At 64.4% G+C, this 16,995-nt stretch carries 18 protein-coding genes; 5 read left to right on the top strand and 13 right to left on the bottom strand.

Annotation, left to right across the window (positions count from 1 at the left end; translation table 11 throughout):
* Positions 1 to 27: 27 nt before the first annotated feature.
* The 4 genes from M2S36_RS06510 to M2S36_RS06495 all read left to right on the top strand — a co-directional run bounded on the left by M2S36_RS06510 (position 28) and on the right by M2S36_RS06495 (position 3,449).
* On the top strand, positions 28 to 633 hold the full coding sequence (locus M2S36_RS06510) for an LPS-assembly lipoprotein LptE (protein ID WP_207834268.1): 606 nt from the start codon (positions 28 to 30) through the stop codon (positions 631 to 633).
* A 39-nt stretch (positions 634 to 672) separates the two neighbouring features.
* Positions 673 to 1,710 (top strand): DNA polymerase III subunit delta, encoded by a 1,038-nt coding sequence (gene holA / locus M2S36_RS06505; protein WP_233687361.1) that lies wholly within the window; start codon positions 673 to 675, stop codon positions 1,708 to 1,710.
* A 200-nt stretch (positions 1,711 to 1,910) separates the two neighbouring features.
* Positions 1,911 to 2,075, top strand: a complete 165-nt coding sequence (gene arfA / locus M2S36_RS06500; protein ID WP_025340762.1) for an alternative ribosome rescue factor ArfA — start codon at positions 1,911 to 1,913, stop codon at positions 2,073 to 2,075.
* 60 nt (positions 2,076 to 2,135) lie between these two features.
* Positions 2,136 to 3,449 (top strand): lytic murein transglycosylase, encoded by a 1,314-nt coding sequence (locus M2S36_RS06495; protein WP_233687360.1) that lies wholly within the window; start codon positions 2,136 to 2,138, stop codon positions 3,447 to 3,449.
* 120 nt (positions 3,450 to 3,569) lie between these two features.
* On the opposite strand, the gene M2S36_RS06490 is transcribed toward M2S36_RS06495, so the two are convergent.
* The 13 genes from M2S36_RS06490 to M2S36_RS06430 form a co-directional block, all read right to left on the bottom strand.
* A complete protein-coding gene (locus M2S36_RS06490; RefSeq protein WP_333956845.1) occupies positions 3,570 to 4,508 on the bottom strand; it encodes a S66 peptidase family protein in 939 nt (312 codons plus the stop codon).
* A gap of 87 nt (positions 4,509 to 4,595) precedes the next feature.
* Positions 4,596 to 5,612 carry a lipoyl synthase gene (gene lipA / locus M2S36_RS06485; RefSeq protein WP_233687358.1) on the bottom strand — a complete coding sequence of 339 codons (1,017 nt, stop codon included), beginning with the start codon at positions 5,610 to 5,612 and terminating at the stop codon, positions 4,596 to 4,598.
* A 2-nt stretch (positions 5,613 to 5,614) separates the two neighbouring features.
* Entirely contained in the window at positions 5,615 to 6,262 is a 648-nt protein-coding gene (gene lipB / locus M2S36_RS06480; RefSeq protein WP_013974352.1) for a lipoyl(octanoyl) transferase LipB, read from the bottom strand.
* Positions 6,262 to 6,537 carry a DUF493 domain-containing protein gene (locus M2S36_RS06475; RefSeq protein ID WP_003249736.1) on the bottom strand — a complete coding sequence of 92 codons (276 nt, stop codon included), beginning with the start codon at positions 6,535 to 6,537 and terminating at the stop codon, positions 6,262 to 6,264. Before M2S36_RS06475 ends, lipB begins: the two co-directional genes overlap by 1 nt.
* A gap of 73 nt (positions 6,538 to 6,610) precedes the next feature.
* Complete coding sequence (locus M2S36_RS06470; protein WP_085625759.1) at positions 6,611 to 7,771, bottom strand: D-alanyl-D-alanine carboxypeptidase family protein; 1,161 nt, start codon at positions 7,769 to 7,771, stop codon at positions 6,611 to 6,613.
* 270 nt (positions 7,772 to 8,041) lie between these two features.
* Positions 8,042 to 9,043, bottom strand: coding sequence for a septal ring lytic transglycosylase RlpA family protein (locus M2S36_RS06465; RefSeq protein WP_085625760.1), 1,002 nt, complete (start codon positions 9,041 to 9,043; stop codon positions 8,042 to 8,044).
* Positions 9,043 to 10,053, bottom strand: a complete 1,011-nt coding sequence (gene mltB / locus M2S36_RS06460; RefSeq protein ID WP_233687357.1) for a lytic murein transglycosylase B — start codon at positions 10,051 to 10,053, stop codon at positions 9,043 to 9,045. Before mltB ends, M2S36_RS06465 begins: the two co-directional genes overlap by 1 nt.
* 17 nt (positions 10,054 to 10,070) lie before the next feature.
* Positions 10,071 to 11,174: a rod shape-determining protein RodA gene (rodA, locus tag M2S36_RS06455; protein ID WP_015271941.1), complete on the bottom strand. Its 1,104-nt coding sequence runs from the start codon at positions 11,172 to 11,174 to the stop codon at positions 10,071 to 10,073.
* Positions 11,175 to 11,212: 38 nt separating this feature from the next.
* Entirely contained in the window at positions 11,213 to 13,102 is a 1,890-nt protein-coding gene (mrdA, locus tag M2S36_RS06450; RefSeq protein WP_207828953.1) for a penicillin-binding protein 2, read from the bottom strand.
* A gap of 16 nt (positions 13,103 to 13,118) precedes the next feature.
* A complete protein-coding gene (rlmH, locus tag M2S36_RS06445) occupies positions 13,119 to 13,586 on the bottom strand; it encodes a 23S rRNA (pseudouridine(1915)-N(3))-methyltransferase RlmH (protein ID WP_003249722.1) in 468 nt (155 codons plus the stop codon).
* Positions 13,587 to 13,596: 10 nt separating this feature from the next.
* Positions 13,597 to 14,016, bottom strand: a complete 420-nt coding sequence (gene rsfS / locus M2S36_RS06440) for a ribosome silencing factor (RefSeq protein WP_013974359.1) — start codon at positions 14,014 to 14,016, stop codon at positions 13,597 to 13,599.
* A gap of 43 nt (positions 14,017 to 14,059) precedes the next feature.
* Positions 14,060 to 14,719 (bottom strand): nicotinate-nucleotide adenylyltransferase, encoded by a 660-nt coding sequence (gene nadD / locus M2S36_RS06435; RefSeq protein WP_207828943.1) that lies wholly within the window; start codon positions 14,717 to 14,719, stop codon positions 14,060 to 14,062.
* Between the two features lies 1 nt (position 14,720).
* A complete protein-coding gene (locus tag M2S36_RS06430) occupies positions 14,721 to 15,992 on the bottom strand; it encodes a glutamate-5-semialdehyde dehydrogenase (protein WP_025340770.1) in 1,272 nt (423 codons plus the stop codon).
* Positions 15,993 to 16,323: 331 nt separating this feature from the next.
* On the opposite strand from M2S36_RS06430, the gene M2S36_RS06425 reads away from it, so the two are divergent.
* Positions 16,324 to 16,992, top strand: a complete 669-nt coding sequence (locus tag M2S36_RS06425) for a DNA-3-methyladenine glycosylase (RefSeq protein WP_087499517.1) — start codon at positions 16,324 to 16,326, stop codon at positions 16,990 to 16,992.
* Positions 16,993 to 16,995 lie beyond the last annotated feature (3 nt).

Genomic DNA, 16,995 nt, shown 5'->3' with positions numbered 1-16,995 from the left:
GGAACAGGCCCACAAGGGAGCAACAACATGATCAAACGCAATTTGCTGGTAATCGGCCTGGCGGTCATGCTCAGCGCCTGCGGTTTCCAGCTGCGCGGCACCGGTTCTACCGAGCTTAGCGTGAAGGAAATGGACGTCAGCGCCCGCAACGCCTACGGCCCGACCGTGCTTCAGCTGCGTGAAGTACTGCAGCGTAGCGGCGTCAACGTGCACGCTGGCGCACCGTACCGTCTGGTGCTGACCAACGAGCAGGAGCGCGAGCGCTCGGCGACCTACAACAGTGGCAACCGTACCGCCGAGTACGAGCTGACCACCGTGCTGAACTACAGCATCCAGGGCCTGAACAACCTGGAGCTGATGAGCGACAAGCTGGAAGTACGCAAGATCTACGTGCGTGACGGCTCGAACATCACCGGCTCCGAGCAGGAGGCCAACCGCGCCCGTGAAGAAATGCGTCGCGACCTGGTCAACGCCATGGTCGTTCGCCTGCAGATGCTGACCCCGTCCCAGCTGGACGAGCTGCAACGTCAAGCCGACGAGCGTGCCAAGGCCGAAGCCGCTGCGCTGGAGGCCGCACGCCGCCAGCAGGCCGAAACGCCTCAGCAGTCGCCATTGGAAGTACCGGGCAACTAAGCCCGAGCGGGGTACCTTCGGGTACCCCGCCTGTCCCCCATGAAGCTCGCCCCCGCCCAACTCAACAAGCACCTGCAAGGCGCCCTGGCACCAGTCTACGTGGTCAGCGGCGACGACCCGCTGCTGTCCCAGGAAGCCGCCGACGCCATCCGCAACGCCGCACGCCAGCAGGGCTTTGACGAACGCCAGGTATTCAGTGCCGACGCCAACTTCGACTGGGGCACCCTGCTCCAGGCCGGCGCCAGCCTGTCCCTGTTCGCCCAGCGCCGCCTGCTGGAATTGCGCCTGCCCTCGGGCAAGCCCGGTGACAAAGGCGCTGCGGCGCTGATGGAATACTGCGCCAACCCCGCCGAAGACACCCTGCTGCTGATCAGCCTGCCCAAGCTCGACGGCAGCGCGCAGAAGACCAAGTGGGGCAAGGCCCTGATCGAAGGTGCCCACTGCCAGTTCATCCAGATCTGGCCGGTGGATGTGCACCAGCTGCCGCAGTGGATCAATCAGCGCCTGCAGCAGGCCGGCCTGTCGGCACAGCGAGACGCCGTCGACCTGATCGCCGCCCGCGTGGAAGGCAACCTGCTGGCTGCCGCGCAGGAAATCGAAAAGCTCAAGCTGCTCGCCGAGGGCAACCAGATCACCGTGGAGACCGTGCAGGCCGCTGTCGCCGATAGCGCCCGCTTCGATGTCTTCGGCCTGGTAGATGCCATTCTCAATGGCGAGGCCGCGCATGCCCTGCGCATGCTCGATGGCTTGCGCGGTGAAGGCGTGGAGCCACCGGTGATCCTCTGGGCCCTGGCCCGTGAGTTGCGTCAGCTGGCCGGGCTGGCCCAGCAGTTCAGCCAGGGCGTACCGCTGGACAAGGCCTTCAGCCAGGCCCGCCCGCCGGTCTGGGACAAACGCAGGCCACTGGTCAGCAAGGCCCTTCAGCGCCTCTCGGCGCAGCGCTGGGCGCAGTTGCTGCAAGATGCCCAGCGTATCGATGCACAGATCAAGGGCCAGGCCGAGGGCTCGCCCTGGACTGGCCTGGCGCGCTTGTCGCTGCTGATGGCCGGCCAGCGCCTGGCGCTACCCCCCGAGTAATTGGGGCCGCTGTGGGAGCGGGCATGCCCGCGAAGCAGGCGACGCGGTGGATGGCACCGGCTTCGCCGGTGTTCGCGGGCACGCCCGCTCCCACAGGGCTGCAATGCCCCCAACATCTGGACCATAAACACAATCAATTGGCCCCACCCTGCCCCAAGCCCTACAGTGCGCCCGAACCCACCCAACCCGGGAACCCCGCCATGAGCAAGAAGCCGAAAAAGCACGGCCCCAACAAGGCCAAGTCAATCATCGCCCAACCGCTGTTCCGCTGCCGCCAGGAACGACCGAACAAGGGCAAAGGCAGCTACCGCCGCGAAGCCTTCCAATCGAGAGATTGGGAGGCTTCCTACTTTTTGGCAGCATGAAAGCATCGAAAGCGCAGGCATGGTATGGTCGTCACCTGACCTGCAATTCTGGATCTGTGCATGCTTCTCAGTCTTCTCCCCCGCTGGAAAACCCGTCAGCTGATCGCGGCCTCCAGTTTCATCCTGCTCGTGGCTTGCGCAGAAAAGCCCACCGCTGCCGATGCCCTGCCGCTGGCCCCCGCCCAGCCCGCCCCGGTGGTGACCCTGCCCGGCACGACGCCCGACAGCAGCACTGAAATCCAGCCTCTGCAAACCTTCGCGCAATGGCAGGCGGGCTTCCGCCAGCAAGCCCTGCAAGCCGGCATTTCGCAGGACACCTTCGACCGCGCCTTCCTCGGCATCACCCCTGACATGGACGTGATCAAGGCCGATCGCAGCCAGCCGGAGTTCACCCGCCCGGTATGGGAATACCTCGAAGGCGCCCTGTCGCCCCTGCGTGTACGCAACGGCAAGAAACTGCTGGAGCAGAACGCCGAACTGCTGACCCGCATCGAGCAACGCTATGGCGTCGATCGCCAGGTGCTGGTCGCGATATGGGGCATGGAAAGCAACTTCGGCCAGTTCCAGGGCAACAAGTCGGTGATCCGCTCGCTGGCTACCCTGGCCTACGAAGGCCGCCGCCCGCAGTTCGCCCAGGACCAGTTGATCGCCGCGCTGCAGATCATCCAGCATGGCGACATCCAGCCTGAAGCCATGCGCGGCTCGTGGGCCGGCGCCATGGGCCAGACCCAGTTCATCCCGACCACCTACAACACCCATGCCGTGGACTTCGACGGCGATGGCCGCCGCGACATCTGGAACAGCACGGCAGACGCCCTGGCCTCGACCGCGCACTACCTGCAGAGCTCGGGCTGGAAACGTGGTCAGCCGTGGGGCTTCGAGGTACAGGTGCCCCCTGGCTTCGATTACTGGCAGGCCGATGGTGCGCTGCGCAAGCCGGTGAGCGAGTGGCTGGCAATGGGCGTGAAACTGCCTGCCGGTACCCAGTTGCCCGTGGGTAGCAACCAGCTGTCTGCCGCCCTGCTGCTGCCAGCGGGCGCGCGTGGCCCAGCGTTCCTGGTGCTGGACAACTTCCGCGCCATCCTCAAGTACAACAACTCGTCGTCCTACGCGCTGGCGGTAAGCCTGCTGGGTGATCGCTTCACGGGCTGGGGCTTCATTGCCGGCAGCTGGCCGAAAGACGACCTGCCGCTCAGCCGCAGCGAGCGCATGGAGCTGCAGAACCTGCTGAACAGCAACGGGCACGAAGCCGGCAATGCCGATGGCATCATTGGTGCCAATACCCGCAAGGCGATCCGCAATGCCCAGCAGGGGCTGGGCTGGCCGGCGGATGGGTATCCGACCCACAAGCTGCTCGAGAGCCTGCGCAAATAGTGGGATTCTGGGGGCGCGTTGCGCCCCTTTCGCGACACAAGGCCGCTCCCACAAGCGATAGCACTTCTCCTGTAGAAGCGGCCTCGTGTCGCGATGGGCTGCAAGGCAGCCCCGACAATCTCAAGCCTGGAAAAGATCCTGCTCCAGCATCAGTGTCTGCCGAACACTGTCCAGCCTGACCCGAGCCCCCAAGGGCAAGCACACATTCGGGTCACAATGCCCACTGCGCCACCCGGCCAGTACCGGCACACCCAGCGGCGCGAAGATATCCTCCAGCAAGGGCGTCAGCGCCGCAGTGGTAATACCGGCAAAGTCCCCCACCAGCACACCCTTCACCCCCTCCAGCTTGCCCGCCAGGCGCAACTGGGTGAGCAAGCGGTCCACCCGGTACAGCGGCTCGTTGACGTCCTCGATGAACAGGATGCAGCCCTGCGTATCCAGCTCGGCAATCGTCCCCAGGGTCGCCCCCAGCATCGACAGGTTGCCGCCCAGCAGCGGCCCGCTGGCAGCCCCATGCAGCAGGCTGCTCAAGGCGAAGTCAGCAGGGTGCACGATCTGCTCACCTGCCCGCACATGCCCACCCAGTTGCGCCAGCAACGAAGTTTCGGTCGGTGGCAACTTGGCCCCCAGCAGGTCGGCATTGAGCATCCCTCCATGGAAGGTGACCAGCCCGGTATGCCGGTAGATCGCCGTGTGCAGCGCGGTGATGTCGCTGTAACCGATCAGCGGCTTGGGGTTGCACCGGATCAGCTCGAAATCGAGCTGGTCGAGCAGGCGCATGCTGCCGTACCCCCCACGCATGCACAGAATGGCGTCGATGGCCGGGTCGGCAAAGGCATCATGCAGGTCCTGCAAACGCTGCTGGTCCGGCCCCGCCAGGTAGCCCTGGGCCTGAAGGGCACCCGGGTAGATGCGGCAACTGTAACCTCGATCAACGAACCACTGGTTGACCTTGTGCGTATCCAGCCGCGCCGCGCCCGCCGGGGCGACAATGGCAAAACAGGCATTACGCGGCAGCGCGGCTGGCAGGCTGGGTTTGAAGGTTTCGGCGCAATTCATCGCGGCTCCTTGCAGCGCGTGTGGCACAAACAAAAATGCCGATGCCGCCCTTCGGCGCGCATCGGCATGCATGGCTCCAGTCTTGGCTCAGAGCTTGATCTTGGCTTCGTGAGCCTGCTGGTCAGCGTGGTACGAGGAACGCACCAGCGGACCGGAAGCGACGTTCTTGAAGCCCATCTTGTAACCTTCCTCGGCGAACCAGGCGAAGGTGTCCGGGTGGACGAAACGCTGCACCGGCAGGTGGCTGCGCGACGGCTGCAGGTACTGGCCGAGGGTGAGCATGTCGATATCATGCTCGCGCATGCGGTGCATCACCTCGATCACTTCCTCGTCGGTCTCGCCCAGGCCCAGCATCAGGCCCGATTTGGTCGGTACGTGCGGCACCAGCTGCTTGAACTTCTGCAGCAGGTCCAGCGACCAGTCGTAATCCGAACCCGGGCGCGCGGCCTTGTACAGGCGCGGTACGGTCTCGAGGTTGTGGTTGAACACATCCGGCGGCTCTTGCGCGGTGATCTCCAGGGCAATATCCATGCGCCCACGGTAGTCCGGCACCAGGGTTTCCAGCTGCACGCCCGGCGACAGCGCGCGAATTTCGCGGATGCAATCGGCGAAGTGCTGGGCACCACCGTCACGCAGGTCGTCGCGGTCCACCGAGGTGATTACCACGTACTTCAGGCGCAGGTCGGCGATGGCGATGGCCAGGTTCTTCGGCTCGTCCAGATCCAGCGGTTTCGGCCGGCCATGACCAACGTCGCAGAACGGGCAACGACGGGTGCAGATGTCACCCATGATCATGAAGGTGGCTGTGCCGCCGGAGAAGCACTCGCCCAGGTTCGGGCAGGAAGCCTCTTCGCACACACTGTGCAGCTTGTGCTTGCGCAGCAGCTGCTTGATGCGGTCTACCTCGGGCGACACCGGGATACGCACGCGAATCCAGTCGGGCTTTTTCGGCAGCTCGTCGGTAGGGATGATTTTCACCGGGATGCGCGCCACCTTTTCGGCACCACGCAGCTTGACCCCGGTTTCCACCTTCTTCGGCGCTGGGCGCGAGGTGGCTTCCTGGGTAGGTATCAGGTTCGGCACGGCTTCTTGCACAGTTGTCATATTCAGTCGATTCCGCCCGTGAGGGTCGTCTGCTCAGCGTAGTCGAGGTGCTTGACCAGCTGTCCGCGCAGCCTTGTCCTGACCTCGTCGAGTTCGATCGGACCTGCCAGGTCGCGCAGCTGGGTCATCGCCAGCCCCGCATAGCCGCAGGGGTTGATTCGGCGGAATGGCGCAAGGTCCATGTCCACGTTCAGGGCAAGGCCGTGGAACGAACGGCCGTTGCGGATTCGCAGGCCGAGGGAAGCGATTTTCGCTCCATCGACATAGACGCCCGGGGCATCGGGCTTGGCCGCTGCCTGGACATCGTAGCTGGCGAGCAGGTCGATGAGGGTCTGCTCGATACGGCTGACCAGCTCACGCACACCAAAGCCCAGCCGGCGCACATCCAGCAGCAGGTAGGCCACCAGCTGCCCGGGGCCATGGTAGGTTACCTGGCCACCGCGGTCGGTCTGCACCACCGGGATATCACCCGGCACCAGCAGGTGCTCGGCCTTGCCGGCCTGGCCCTGGGTGAAGACCGCGGGGTGCTCGACCAGCCAGACTTCATCCTGGCTGTCCGGGCTGCGCTGCTCGGTGAAGCGACGCATGGCCTCCAGCACCGGTTCGTAGGGCTGCAGGCCAAGCTCGCGAAAACCGAGGCAGGCGGACATCAGAGCACCATTTTCACGATGCCGGTAGCGCGCAGGGCGCTGTTGATATCGTGCAACTGGTTCTCGCTTTCGGCAACGATGTGCAATTGCACGGTGGTGTACTTGCCTTCCTTGCTCTGGCGCTCGGCCAGCGTGGAAAGGTCGACCTTGGCGTGCTTGCTGAGGATCTCGATCACCGTGTCCTTGAAGCCGACAACGGTGTCACCGATGACCTTGATCGGGTAATCGTCGCAGGGGAACTCGATCTTGTGCGACTTGACGTCTGGTTCGCTCATGGCGGAAACGGCCTCGTAAGCCGTGGCAACAACAACGCCCCCGCGGCATACGCGGGGGCATGCAGGTCACGTATCAGTTGAACAACCCGTAGAAGAATAGGCGGATGCTATCCCACATACGGCGGAAGAAACCACCTTCCTCGACGCCATCGAGGGCGATCAGGTCGGCGCTGTGAACCACTTTCTCGTCCAGTTTGACTTCCACTTTGCCGATCACGTCACCTTTGGCGATTGGCGCGGTGAGCTGCGGGTTCATGGTCATCGAAGCTTGCAGGCGCTTCAATTGGCCTTTAGGCATAGTCAGCGTCAGGTCGTTGGCCAGGCCCGCCTTCACTTCGCCGGTGACGCCCTTCCAGACCGGCGACTTGGTCAGCTCGGTGCCCTTCTGGTAGAAGGTCTGGGTTTCGAAGAAGCGGAAGCCATAGGTCAGCAGCTTCTGGGTCTCGGCAGCACGCGACTGCTCGCTGTTGGTGCCGAACACCACGGCGATCAGGCGCTGGCCATCGCGAACGGCCGAAGCCACCATGCAGTAGCCGGCTTCGTCGGTGTGGCCGGTCTTCAGGCCGTCGACGGTCTTGTCACGCCACAGCAGCAGGTTGCGGTTTGGCTGCTTGATGTTGTTCCAGAAGAACTCTTTCTGCGAGTAGATGGCGTAGTGGGCCGGGTCGACGTTGATGATCGCACGGGCCAGGGTAGCCATGTCGTGGGCCGACGAGTAATGATCCGGGTGCGGCAGGCCGGTCGGGTTCATGAAGTGGCTGTTGGCCATGCCCAGGTCGGCAGCGGTCTTGTTCATCATGTCGGCGAAGGCGTCTTCGCTGCCGGCGATGTGCTCGGCCAGGGCGACCGAAGCGTCGTTGCCGGACTGGATGATGATGCCGTGCAGCAGGTCGCTGACGGTCACCTGGCTGCCCACCTTGATGAACATCCGCGAACCGCCGGTACGCCAGGCGTTTTCGCTGACGGTAACCGGGTCGTTTTCACCGATCTGGCCGCGGCGGATGTCCAGGGTGGCGATATAGGCGGTCATCAGCTTGGTCAGGCTGGCCGGCGGCAGGCGCTCGTCACCGTTGTTCTCGACCAGCACGTTGCCGCTGGACGCGTCCATGAGTACGTAGGACTTGGCTGCCAGTTGCGGTGGTGCCGGCGTCATCTGCTCAGCCGCGAAGGCGGCAGGCGTGATCATCAGCAGTACGGGCAGGCAAAGTCGTTTGGCAAGGTTGGTGATGTTCATCCGTCTCTCGAAAATCGCTAATGGTCTGATGTTCCCTGGGCAAGATCATGTGCCCAGCGCCAGTCAGTCTAGTTTTTGTGGCCGTAGGCCAGGCTCGCAACGTGCGGCTTTATGTCGCTGCGGGCAAAAGCCGATATTGTACATGGCCGCGCCCGGCAATTCATGACAAAACCGACAGTTTGGCGTTGCCTTCTTCGCGGGTACGCCCGCTGCCACAGGGTTTCGCATACCCCTATGGCAGCGGGCGCGCCCGCGAAGAAGGCAACACGGTCAGTCAGCTGTGACCAGCTTGGCCTGCCCCAGGTTCGCCAGGCGAATGCTGTCCTGCGCCTGCTGGATCTCGCCCTGGCTGCTGATCGGCCCCAGGCGCACGCGGTGCAGGGTCTGCTGGTTACGCACGATCGAGCTGATGAACACCGGCGCGCTGACCATGCTGCTGAGCTTGGACCGCAGCAGTTCGGCGGCGTCCGGGTTGGCAAAGGCGCCCACCTGCAGGAAGCTGCCGCCACTGCCGGCCGGCACGTTGTTGCCAGCCACCTGTACCGGCACCACTGGCGCCGCATGCTGCTGGGGTGGCGGGGTCCATTGCTCGACGCGCCCGGTACTGGCCGGGATCGCCTGGGTCTGGGCCACCTGCGGCTCTTTCAGCACCATTGGTGGTGTCTGGCCGCGCTGGGCCCACCACTGCTGCGGGTCGATACCCTCGACGCGAACGTGCGCGGTGCCGATCTCGGCATAACCGAGTTTTTTCGCCGCGGCATAGGACAGGTCGATGATACGGTCGGAATAGAACGGCCCACGGTCGTTCACCCGCAGGATCACGCTGCGGCCATTGGCCAGGTTGGTCACCCGCACGTAGGCCGGCAGCGGCAGAGTCTTGTGCGCCGCGCTCATGCCGTAGAGGTCGTACAGCTCGCCATTGGCGGTGTTCTGGCCGTGGAACTTGGTGCCATACCACGACGCGGTGCCCTCGGCGCGGTAGTTGCGCGAGTCCTGCATCGGGTAGTAGGTCTTGCCCAGCACCGTGTACGGGTTGGCCTTGTAGTTGCCGGTGTGCACGGTTGGCGTGGCGTCAGGGATCTTGTTCACATCCACGTCCCACCACGGCGCGCCGTCCTTGTGCGCCCGGTTGATGTCCAGGCCCGGCTGGGCGCGCACCACATTGCCACCGCTTTGCTGGGGCGGGCGGCTGGACGAACAGCTGGCCAGCACCACGCCGACAGCGAGACAGGTGAGCAGCTTGAAAGTGTTGCCAGAGATGATTGCGCGCATTACTTGACGCCCCGTGCTTGAACCAGCTGTTCCGAAAGCTGATGCACCGCCATGGCATACATCACGCTGCGGTTGTAGCGAGTGATCGCGTAGAAGTTCTTCAGGCCCATCCAGTACTCGGGGCCATTGTCGCCCTCGAGACGGAAGGCGGTAACCGGCAGATCATCGCGCAGCGAATCATGGACCGACCAGCCGAGCGCACGCAACTCCCCTACCGTTTTTACCGGCTCGATGCCGGTAGTCAGGCCTTCGTCAACGCGCCCACCGTCCACCCAGGCGCGGCTGACCACGCCTTCGCCGGCCACCCAGCCGTGGCGCTTGAAGTAGCTGGCCACGCTGCCGATGGCATCGTCCGGGTTGTTCCAGATATTGATGTGGCCGTCGCCGTCGAAGTCCACCGCAAAGTTGCGGAAGCTGCTAGGCATGAACTGCGGCAGGCCCATGGCACCGGCGTAGGAGCCTTTGAGCGTCAACGGGTCGAGCTGCTCCTCGCGGGCCAGCAGCAGGAACTCGCGCAGCTCCTTGCGGAAAAATTCGGCCCGTGGCGGGTAGTCGAAGCCCAGAGTCGACAACGCATCGATTACCCGGTAGTTGCCGGTGTTGCGGCCAAAGAAGGTTTCCACGCCGATGATCGCGACGATGTATTGCGCCGGCACGCCGTATTCCTGCTCGGCACGGGCCAGCACCGCCTCGTGCTGGCGCCAGAAGTCCACACCGCGGGCGATGCGCGCGTCGGTAATGAACATCGGCCGGTAGTCCTTCCACGGTTTCACCCGTTCGGCCGGGCGCGATATGGCGTCGAGGATCGACTGCTTGCGCTGCACCTCACCGAACACACCCATCAGTTGCTCAGGGGCAAAGCCATAGTCGCGGCTCATTTCGCCAACGAACTGGGCCACCTGTGGCGAACCCTGGTAATCGCCGGCATGGGCCAGCTGTACAGCGCCGAACAGGCCCACCGCGCCGATCCACGGCGCACAACGGGCAGCCCAGTTACGCACTGCTTGCATGAAATTCTTCACCTTATTCAAACCTGCGCGATCCATTTGCGGTGCGTATGGATCGACATCAGAACGCCAAACGCTGACAGCAGCGTCACCAACGAAGTTCCGCCATAGCTGATGAAGGGCAGCGGCACGCCCACCACGGGCAGAAGGCCACTGACCATACCGATATTGACGAACACGTATACAAAGAATGTCATGGTCAGGCTGCCCGCCAGCAGCTTGCCGAACAGGGTCTGCGCCTGGGCGGTGATCATCAGGCCACGGCCGATCAGCAGCAGGTAGACGATCAGCAGCAGGCAGATGCCGACCAGGCCGAATTCCTCGCCGAGCACGGCGATGATGAAGTCGGTGTGGCTTTCCGGCAGGAAGTCCAGGTGCGACTGGGTGCCGAGCAGCCAGCCCTTGCCGAACACGCCGCCCGAGCCGATCGCCGCCTTCGACTGGATGATGTTCCAGCCAGTGCCCAACGGGTCGCTTTCCGGGTCGAGGAAGGTCAGTACCCGCTGCTTCTGGTAGTCGTGCATGACGAAGAACCACATCGCCACCGCCACGGGCACCGCAGCCGCCAGCACGCTGAGGATCCAGCGCCAGCGCAGGCCGCCCATGAACAGCACGAAGGCCCCGGAGGCCAGGATCAGCAGCGCCGTGCCCAGGTCGGGCTGGCGCACGATCAGGATGAACGGCACGCCGATCAGCACCAGGCTGATCGCCACGTGCTTCAGATGCGGCGGCAAGGTGCGCTTGGACAGGTACCAGGCGATGGTCGCCGGCATGATGATCTTCATGAATTCCGAGGGCTGGAAGCGGATCACCCCGGGGATGTTGATCCAGCGCGTGGCGCCCATGGCGTTGTGGCCCATCACGTCCACCACCACCAGCAACAGCACACCGGCCAGGTAGGCCAGCGGCACCCAGCGGGCCATGAAACGTGGCTCCAGCTGGGCGATGATGAACATCGACACCAGGCCGATGCCGAACGAGGTGGCCTGCTTGAGCAGCAGGTCCCAGTTCTTGCCACTGGCCGAATAAAGAACGAACAGGCTGCCGGCCGCGAGGGTCAGCAGAATGATCAGCAAAGGGCCGTCGACATGGATGCGCTGCAGAAAGCTGGCGCGCCGACGCATCACATCCTCGCTGGAGAGCATGCGATCGAAATTGTTCATCACAGGGCTGATTCCTGGGTAACGGTGGCAGGCGCGAACTCGGGCTTGAGCCGGCCGTTTTCGTCGAGCAGCCAGGCGTCCATCACCTGACGCACCACCGGGGCGGCGACGCCCGAGCCGGACTCGCCGTTCTCGACCATCACCGAAACCACGATCCTCGGGGCTTCGGCCGGGGCGAAGGCGACGAACAGGGCGTGGTCGCGATGACGCTCCTGGAGCTTGTTGCGGTCGTACTTCTCGCCCTGCTTGATCGCCACCACCTGGGCGGTACCGCTCTTGCCGGCAATGCGGTACTGCGAGCCGATGGCCGCCTTGCGTGCGGTACCGCGGGCGTTGTGCATCACCTGCTCCATGCCATGAGTGACCTTGGCCCAGTCGGACTTGTCACGCAGCACGATGTTTTCCATGGGGTTGTCGTCCACCGGCGGCTGGCCTTCGATGGTCTTGGCCAGGTGCGGGCGGTTCCACACGCCCTTGTTGGCGATCAAGGCAGTGGCCTGGGCCAGTTGCAGCGGCGTGGCCTGCATGTAGCCCTGGCCGATACCGAGGATCAGGGTTTCGCCGGGGAACCAGGCCTGGCGGCGGGTGGCACGCTTCCATTCGCGCGACGGCATCAGCCCGGCGGACTCCTCGAACATGTCGAGGGCAACCCGCTGGCCGATACCGAACTTGTTCATGTAGCTGGACAGCCGATCGATGCCCATCTTGTGCGCAAGGTCGTAGAAGTAGGTGTCGTTGGAGCGCATGATCGCGGTGTCCAGGTCGACCCAGCCATCGCCCGAACGGTTCCAGTTACGGTATTTGTGGTCGTAGTTGGGCAACTGATAGTAGCCCGGGTCGAACACCCGGCTGCCAGCATTTACCACGCCGCTGTCCAGGCCGGCGATGGCCACCGCCGGCTTGATGGTCGAGCCTGGCGGGTACAGGCCACGCAACACGCGGTTGAACAGCGGCCGGTCGATCGAATCGCGCAGTTCGGCATAGGCCTTGAAGCCAATGCCGGTGACGAACAGGTTGGGGTCGAAGCTGGGCTGGCTGACCATCGCCAGCACCTCGCCGGTACGCGGGTCGAGCGCCACCACCGCACCACGCCGGCCACCCAGGGCGGCCTCGGCGGCCTCCTGCAGCTTGATGTCCAGGCTCAGTACGATGTCCTTGCCCGGTTTCGGGTCGGTGCGCTTGAGCACCCGCAGCACACGGCCGCGGGCATTGGTCTCGACTTCCTCGTAACCCACCTGGCCATGCAGGTCGGCTTCGTAGAAGCGTTCGATGCCGGTCTTGCCGATGTGGTGGGTGCCGCTGTAGTTCACCGGGTCGAGGGTTTTCAGCTCTTTCTCGTTGATCCGCCCTACATACCCCACCGAATGGGCGAAGTGCGCGCCCTGCGGGTAATGGCGCACCAGCTGGGCCACCACTTCCACGCCCGGCAGGCGGAACTGGTTCACCGCCACGCGGGCGATCTGCTCTTCGTTGAGTTCGAACAGGATCGGCACCGGCTCGAACGGCCGGCGGCCCTGGCGCATGCGCTTCTCGAACAGGGCGCGGTCGTCGGGTGTCAGCTCCAGCACTTCGACGATGGTATCCAGCACTTCCTGCCAGTTACCCGCACGTTCGCGGGTCATCGACAGGCTGAAGCTGGGCCGGTTGTCGGCAACGATCACCCCGTTGCGGTCGAAGATCAGCCCGCGGGTCGGCGGGATCGGCTGCACATGCACCCGGTTGTTCTCCGACAGCGTGGAGTGATATTCGTGCTGGATGACCTGCAGGTAGTACAGCCGCGCGATCAGCACGCAAATAAGCAGCATGATCGCCACTGCGCCGACCACGACGCGGTTGCGCACCAGGCGGGCGTCTTTCTCGTGGTCCTTGAGACGGATCGGCTGCGACATCGGACTGCTTACAGGCTCATTTATGGTAAGGATGCCCGGACAACACGGTCCAGGCGCGGTAGATCTGCTCGCCGATGAGTATCCTTACCAATGGGTGCGGCAGGGTCAGCGGCGACAGCGACCAGCGTTGCTCGGCACGCGCACAGACCTCAGGCGCCAGGCCTTCCGGGCCGCCCACCATCAAATTCACCGTGCGCGCATCCAGGCGCCAGCGGTCCAGCTCGGTCGCCAGCTGCTCGGTACTCCAGGGCTTGCCATGGACCTCGAGGGTGACGATGCGTTCCCCTGGCTGAACCTTGCTCAGCATGGCCTCGCCCTCCTGACGAATCAGGCGGGCGACGTCGGCATTCTTGCCACGGGTATTCAGCGGGATTTCCACCAGCTCCAGCGACAGCTCGGCGGGCAGGCGCTTGGCATATTCATGCCAGCCTTCCTCGACCCACTTCGGCATGCGCGAGCCGACCGCGATCAGGCGCAGACGCACAGCGCTTTCCTTATTCCCGGTCCTTGAGCTTGTCGGAGTACTCGTGGGCATGGTCCGGGCTGTGGTGCTTGCCATCGGCGGCACGGCTTTGCTCGGCACCCTGCCACAGGCGCTCCAGGTCGTAGAACTGGCGGGCAGCGGCGGTCATCATGTGCACGATGACGTCGTTCAGGTCCAGCAGCACCCAGTCGCTGTCGCCCTTGCCTTCTTCACCCAGTGGCTGGGCACCCTTGGCCTTGACCGCTTCGCGGACCTTCTCCAGCATCGCGTTGATCTGGCGGTTGGAGGTACCGGTGGCAATGATCATGTAGTCGGTCAGGCTGTGCTTTTCGCGCACGTCGATGACCTGGATGTCCTGGGCCTTGACGTCTTCCAGCGCTGCCTTGGTCAGGGCGACCAGTTCTTCGCCGTGGATTTTCTGCTTGGTCATATAAAACTCGTTCAACTCGTTGGATGAGGCGCCAGAGGCACCGTCAGTTAGGCGCACGATACAGTTCGTGCGCCTCGATGTAGGCCAGTACGGCGTCCGGCACCAGGAACCTCACCGATTTGCCGCTGGCCAGCAGCTGTCGGATCTGTGTAGCCGACACCGCAAGCGGCGTCTGCCAGACGAACGAAATGTTTCCCGCCGGGCCGGACATGGCGGTGGGATCGCTCTCCGAGCGCGCAGCCAGCAGGTTGCGCAGCTCGTCAGGGGGTTCTACGTCGGCATCCGGGCGTTGCAGCACCAGGATGTGACAGTGTTGCAGCAATTCGTCCCAGCGGTGCCAGCTGGGCAGACCACAGAAGGCATCCCAGCCCAGCACCAGGAACAGCTGGTCGTTGGCGGCCAGTTCGGCGCGGATCGATTCCAGCGTATCGATGGTGTACGACGGCTTGTCGCGCGCCAGCTCACGGGCATCCACGCTCAGGCACGGCACACCCTGCACGGCATTTTGCACCATGGCCAGGCGGTCCTGCGCGGCCACCTGCGGGGTGTCGCGGTGCGGCGGCCGGGCATTGGGCAGCAGGCGCAGCTCGTCCAGCCCCATGCACTCGGCCACTTCCAGCGCGCTGCGCAGGTGGCCGATGTGCACGGGGTCGAAGGTGCCGCCTAGAATGCCGATGCGCCGGACTGCCTGTGCCTTGCTCAACTCAGCAGGACTCCTGGCCACGCAGCTGGCCGTCGCCGATCACGACGTACTTCTCGCAGGTCAGGCCTTCCAGGCCGACCGGGCCACGGGCATGCAGCTTGTCGGTGGAAATGCCGATTTCCGCGCCCAGGCCGTACTCGAAGCCGTCGGCGAAGCAGGTGGGGGTATTGAGCATGACCGACGCCGAGTCGACCTCGGCCATGAACTGGCGGGCTTCACCCTGGTGTTCGCTGATGATCGAGTCGGTATGGTGCGAGCCATAGTGGTTGATGTGCTCGATGGCCTGGTCCAGCCCGTCGACCACACGGATCGACAGGATCGCGTCCAGGTACTCGGTGTGCCAGTCGGCTTCGGTGGCGGGCTTGGCGTCGATGATGGCCCGGGTGCGCTCGCAGCCACGCAGCTCGACGCCCTTCTCCTGGAAGCGGCGGGCCATTTCCGGCAGGAAGCGCTCGGCCACCTGCTGGTCGACCAGCAGCGTTTCCATGGCGCCACAGATGCCATAGCGGTAGGTCTTGGCGTTGAATGCCACGCGCCAGGCCTTGTCCAGGTCGGCGTGCTGGCTGACGTAGACGTGGCAGATACCGTCCAGGTGCTTGATCACCGGCACGCGGGCATCGCGGCTGATGCGTTCGATCAGGCCACGGCCACCGCGCGGCACGATGACGTCGACGAATTCCGGCATGCTGATCAGCGCGCCCACGGCTTCGCGGTCGGTGGTCTCGACCACCTGCACCACAGCTGCCGGCAGGCCGGCGGCGGCCAGGCCACGCTGGATGCAGGTGGCGATGGCGCGGTTGGAGTGAATGGCTTCGGAGCCACCACGCAGGATGGTCGCGTTACCCGACTTCAGGCACAGGCTGGCGGCATCGATGGTCACGTTCGGGCGCGACTCGTAGATGATCCCGATCACCCCCAGCGGCGTGCGCATCTTGCCGACCTGGATACCCGATGGGCGGTAGCTCATGTCGCGGATGGCACCGACCGGGTCCGGCAGACTGGCCACCTGGCGCAGCCCGGTGATCATGCCGTCGATACGCGCCGGGGTCAGCGCCAGGCGGTCGAGCAGCGCCGGCTCCAGGCCGTTGGCACGGCCGGCGGCCAGGTCCAGCTCGTTGGCGGCGGTCAGCTCGGCACGAGCGGCGTCCAGTGCGTCGGCAGCGGCTTGCAGGGCGCGGTTCTTCTGCGCGGTGCTGGCACGGCCGATCACCCGGGAAGCTTCACGGGCAGCGCGACCCAGGCGGGTCATATAGTCAAGAACGGACTCAGTCATGGGTTCGGTGTCTTGGCGAAGGGGAAATCGGCTGATTATAACTGCCGCGCAGGTGTACGCCCAGCGGCGGGTGGCGGATGGTAGAAAATGGCTGGGGGCATTGCGCAGGAAAGATGTAACCGGGGTTATCGAAATTTCTATCTCCTGTTATGGCCCTTTCGCGGGTAAACCCGCTCCCACAGGGATTGCACAAGGCCTGAGACCTCCAGAATTCCCGTGGGAGCGGGTTTACCCGCGAAGAGGCCGGCACTGCCAACATACCACTCGATTCAGCCTCGATTAAGCCATTCATTGCTATCATCCCCGCCTTCCCAGCCACGAACCGCCCCGCATGCCAGCCCTGCCCGACAGCTTTTTCGACCGCGACGCCCAGACCCTGGCCAAGGCCCTGCTGGGCAAGGTCATTCGCCATCGCCACGGCGACCTGTGGCTGGCCGCGCGCATCATCGAGACCGAGGCCTACTACCTCACCGACAAAGGCAGCCACGCCTCGCTCGGCTACACCGAAAAACGCAAGGCGCTGTTCCTCGATGGCGGGCACATCTATATGTACTACGCACGCGGCGGCGACTCGCTGAACTTCAGCGCCCACGGGCCGGGCAACGCGGTGCTGATCAAGTCCGCCTATCCTTGGCAGGACGCCCGCTCGGGGCCGGACAGCCTGGCGCAGATGCAGCTGAACAACCCCGATGCCAGCGGCAACCTCCGCCCGGCCGAGCGCCTGTGCGCCGGCCAGACCTTGCTGTGCCGGGCCCTGGGCCTGAAGGTGCCGCACTGGGATGCCCAGCGTTTCGACGCCGAGCGCCTGTACGTGGAGGATTGCGGCAACGCCGTGCCACGGGTGATTCAGGCCGCCCGCCTGGGCATCCCGCATGGCCGCGACGAGCACCTGCCCTACCGTTTCGTCGATGCCGAATACGCCCGCTTCTGCACGCGGAACCCGTTACGCCGCGGCCAAGTCGAAGGCCGCGACTTCTTCATTCTCGAACAAGGAAGCTGAACC

Origin of the sequence: Pseudomonas sp. SF2, assembly GCF_036858055.1 — a bacterium.
Lineage (GTDB): Bacteria > Pseudomonadota > Gammaproteobacteria > Pseudomonadales > Pseudomonadaceae > Aquipseudomonas.
Note: the sequence above shows the minus strand (reverse complement) of the source record. Positions and strands in the feature narration are given on the sequence as shown.

What these genes read in the sequence shown, in the direction of transcription:
- M2S36_RS06475 (WP_003249736.1), bottom strand. Translation starts at nt 6,537, where the DNA reads ATGAGCGAACCAGACGTCAAGTCGCACAAGATCGAGTTCCCCTGCGAC.
- mrdA (WP_207828953.1), bottom strand. Translation starts at nt 13,102, where the DNA reads ATGTCGCAGCCGATCCGTCTCAAGGACCACGAGAAAGACGCCCGCCTG.
- M2S36_RS06495 (WP_233687360.1), top strand. Translation starts at nt 2,136, where the DNA reads ATGCTTCTCAGTCTTCTCCCCCGCTGGAAAACCCGTCAGCTGATCGCG.
- M2S36_RS06510 (WP_207834268.1), top strand. Translation starts at nt 28, where the DNA reads ATGATCAAACGCAATTTGCTGGTAATCGGCCTGGCGGTCATGCTCAGC.
- lipB (WP_013974352.1), bottom strand. Translation starts at nt 6,262, where the DNA reads ATGTCCGCCTGCCTCGGTTTTCGCGAGCTTGGCCTGCAGCCCTACGAA.
- rsfS (WP_013974359.1), bottom strand. Translation starts at nt 14,016, where the DNA reads ATGACCAAGCAGAAAATCCACGGCGAAGAACTGGTCGCCCTGACCAAG.
- M2S36_RS06430 (WP_025340770.1), bottom strand. Translation starts at nt 15,992, where the DNA reads ATGACTGAGTCCGTTCTTGACTATATGACCCGCCTGGGTCGCGCTGCC.
- rodA (WP_015271941.1), bottom strand. Translation starts at nt 11,174, where the DNA reads ATGCGTCGGCGCGCCAGCTTTCTGCAGCGCATCCATGTCGACGGCCCT.
- mltB (WP_233687357.1), bottom strand. Translation starts at nt 10,053, where the DNA reads ATGCAAGCAGTGCGTAACTGGGCTGCCCGTTGTGCGCCGTGGATCGGC.
- arfA (WP_025340762.1), top strand. Translation starts at nt 1,911, where the DNA reads ATGAGCAAGAAGCCGAAAAAGCACGGCCCCAACAAGGCCAAGTCAATC.
- M2S36_RS06470 (WP_085625759.1), bottom strand. Translation starts at nt 7,771, where the DNA reads ATGAACATCACCAACCTTGCCAAACGACTTTGCCTGCCCGTACTGCTG.
- M2S36_RS06425 (WP_087499517.1), top strand. Translation starts at nt 16,324, where the DNA reads ATGCCAGCCCTGCCCGACAGCTTTTTCGACCGCGACGCCCAGACCCTG.
- holA (WP_233687361.1), top strand. Translation starts at nt 673, where the DNA reads ATGAAGCTCGCCCCCGCCCAACTCAACAAGCACCTGCAAGGCGCCCTG.
- M2S36_RS06465 (WP_085625760.1), bottom strand. Translation starts at nt 9,043, where the DNA reads ATGCGCGCAATCATCTCTGGCAACACTTTCAAGCTGCTCACCTGTCTC.
- lipA (WP_233687358.1), bottom strand. Translation starts at nt 5,612, where the DNA reads ATGACAACTGTGCAAGAAGCCGTGCCGAACCTGATACCTACCCAGGAA.
- M2S36_RS06490 (WP_333956845.1), bottom strand. Translation starts at nt 4,508, where the DNA reads ATGAATTGCGCCGAAACCTTCAAACCCAGCCTGCCAGCCGCGCTGCCG.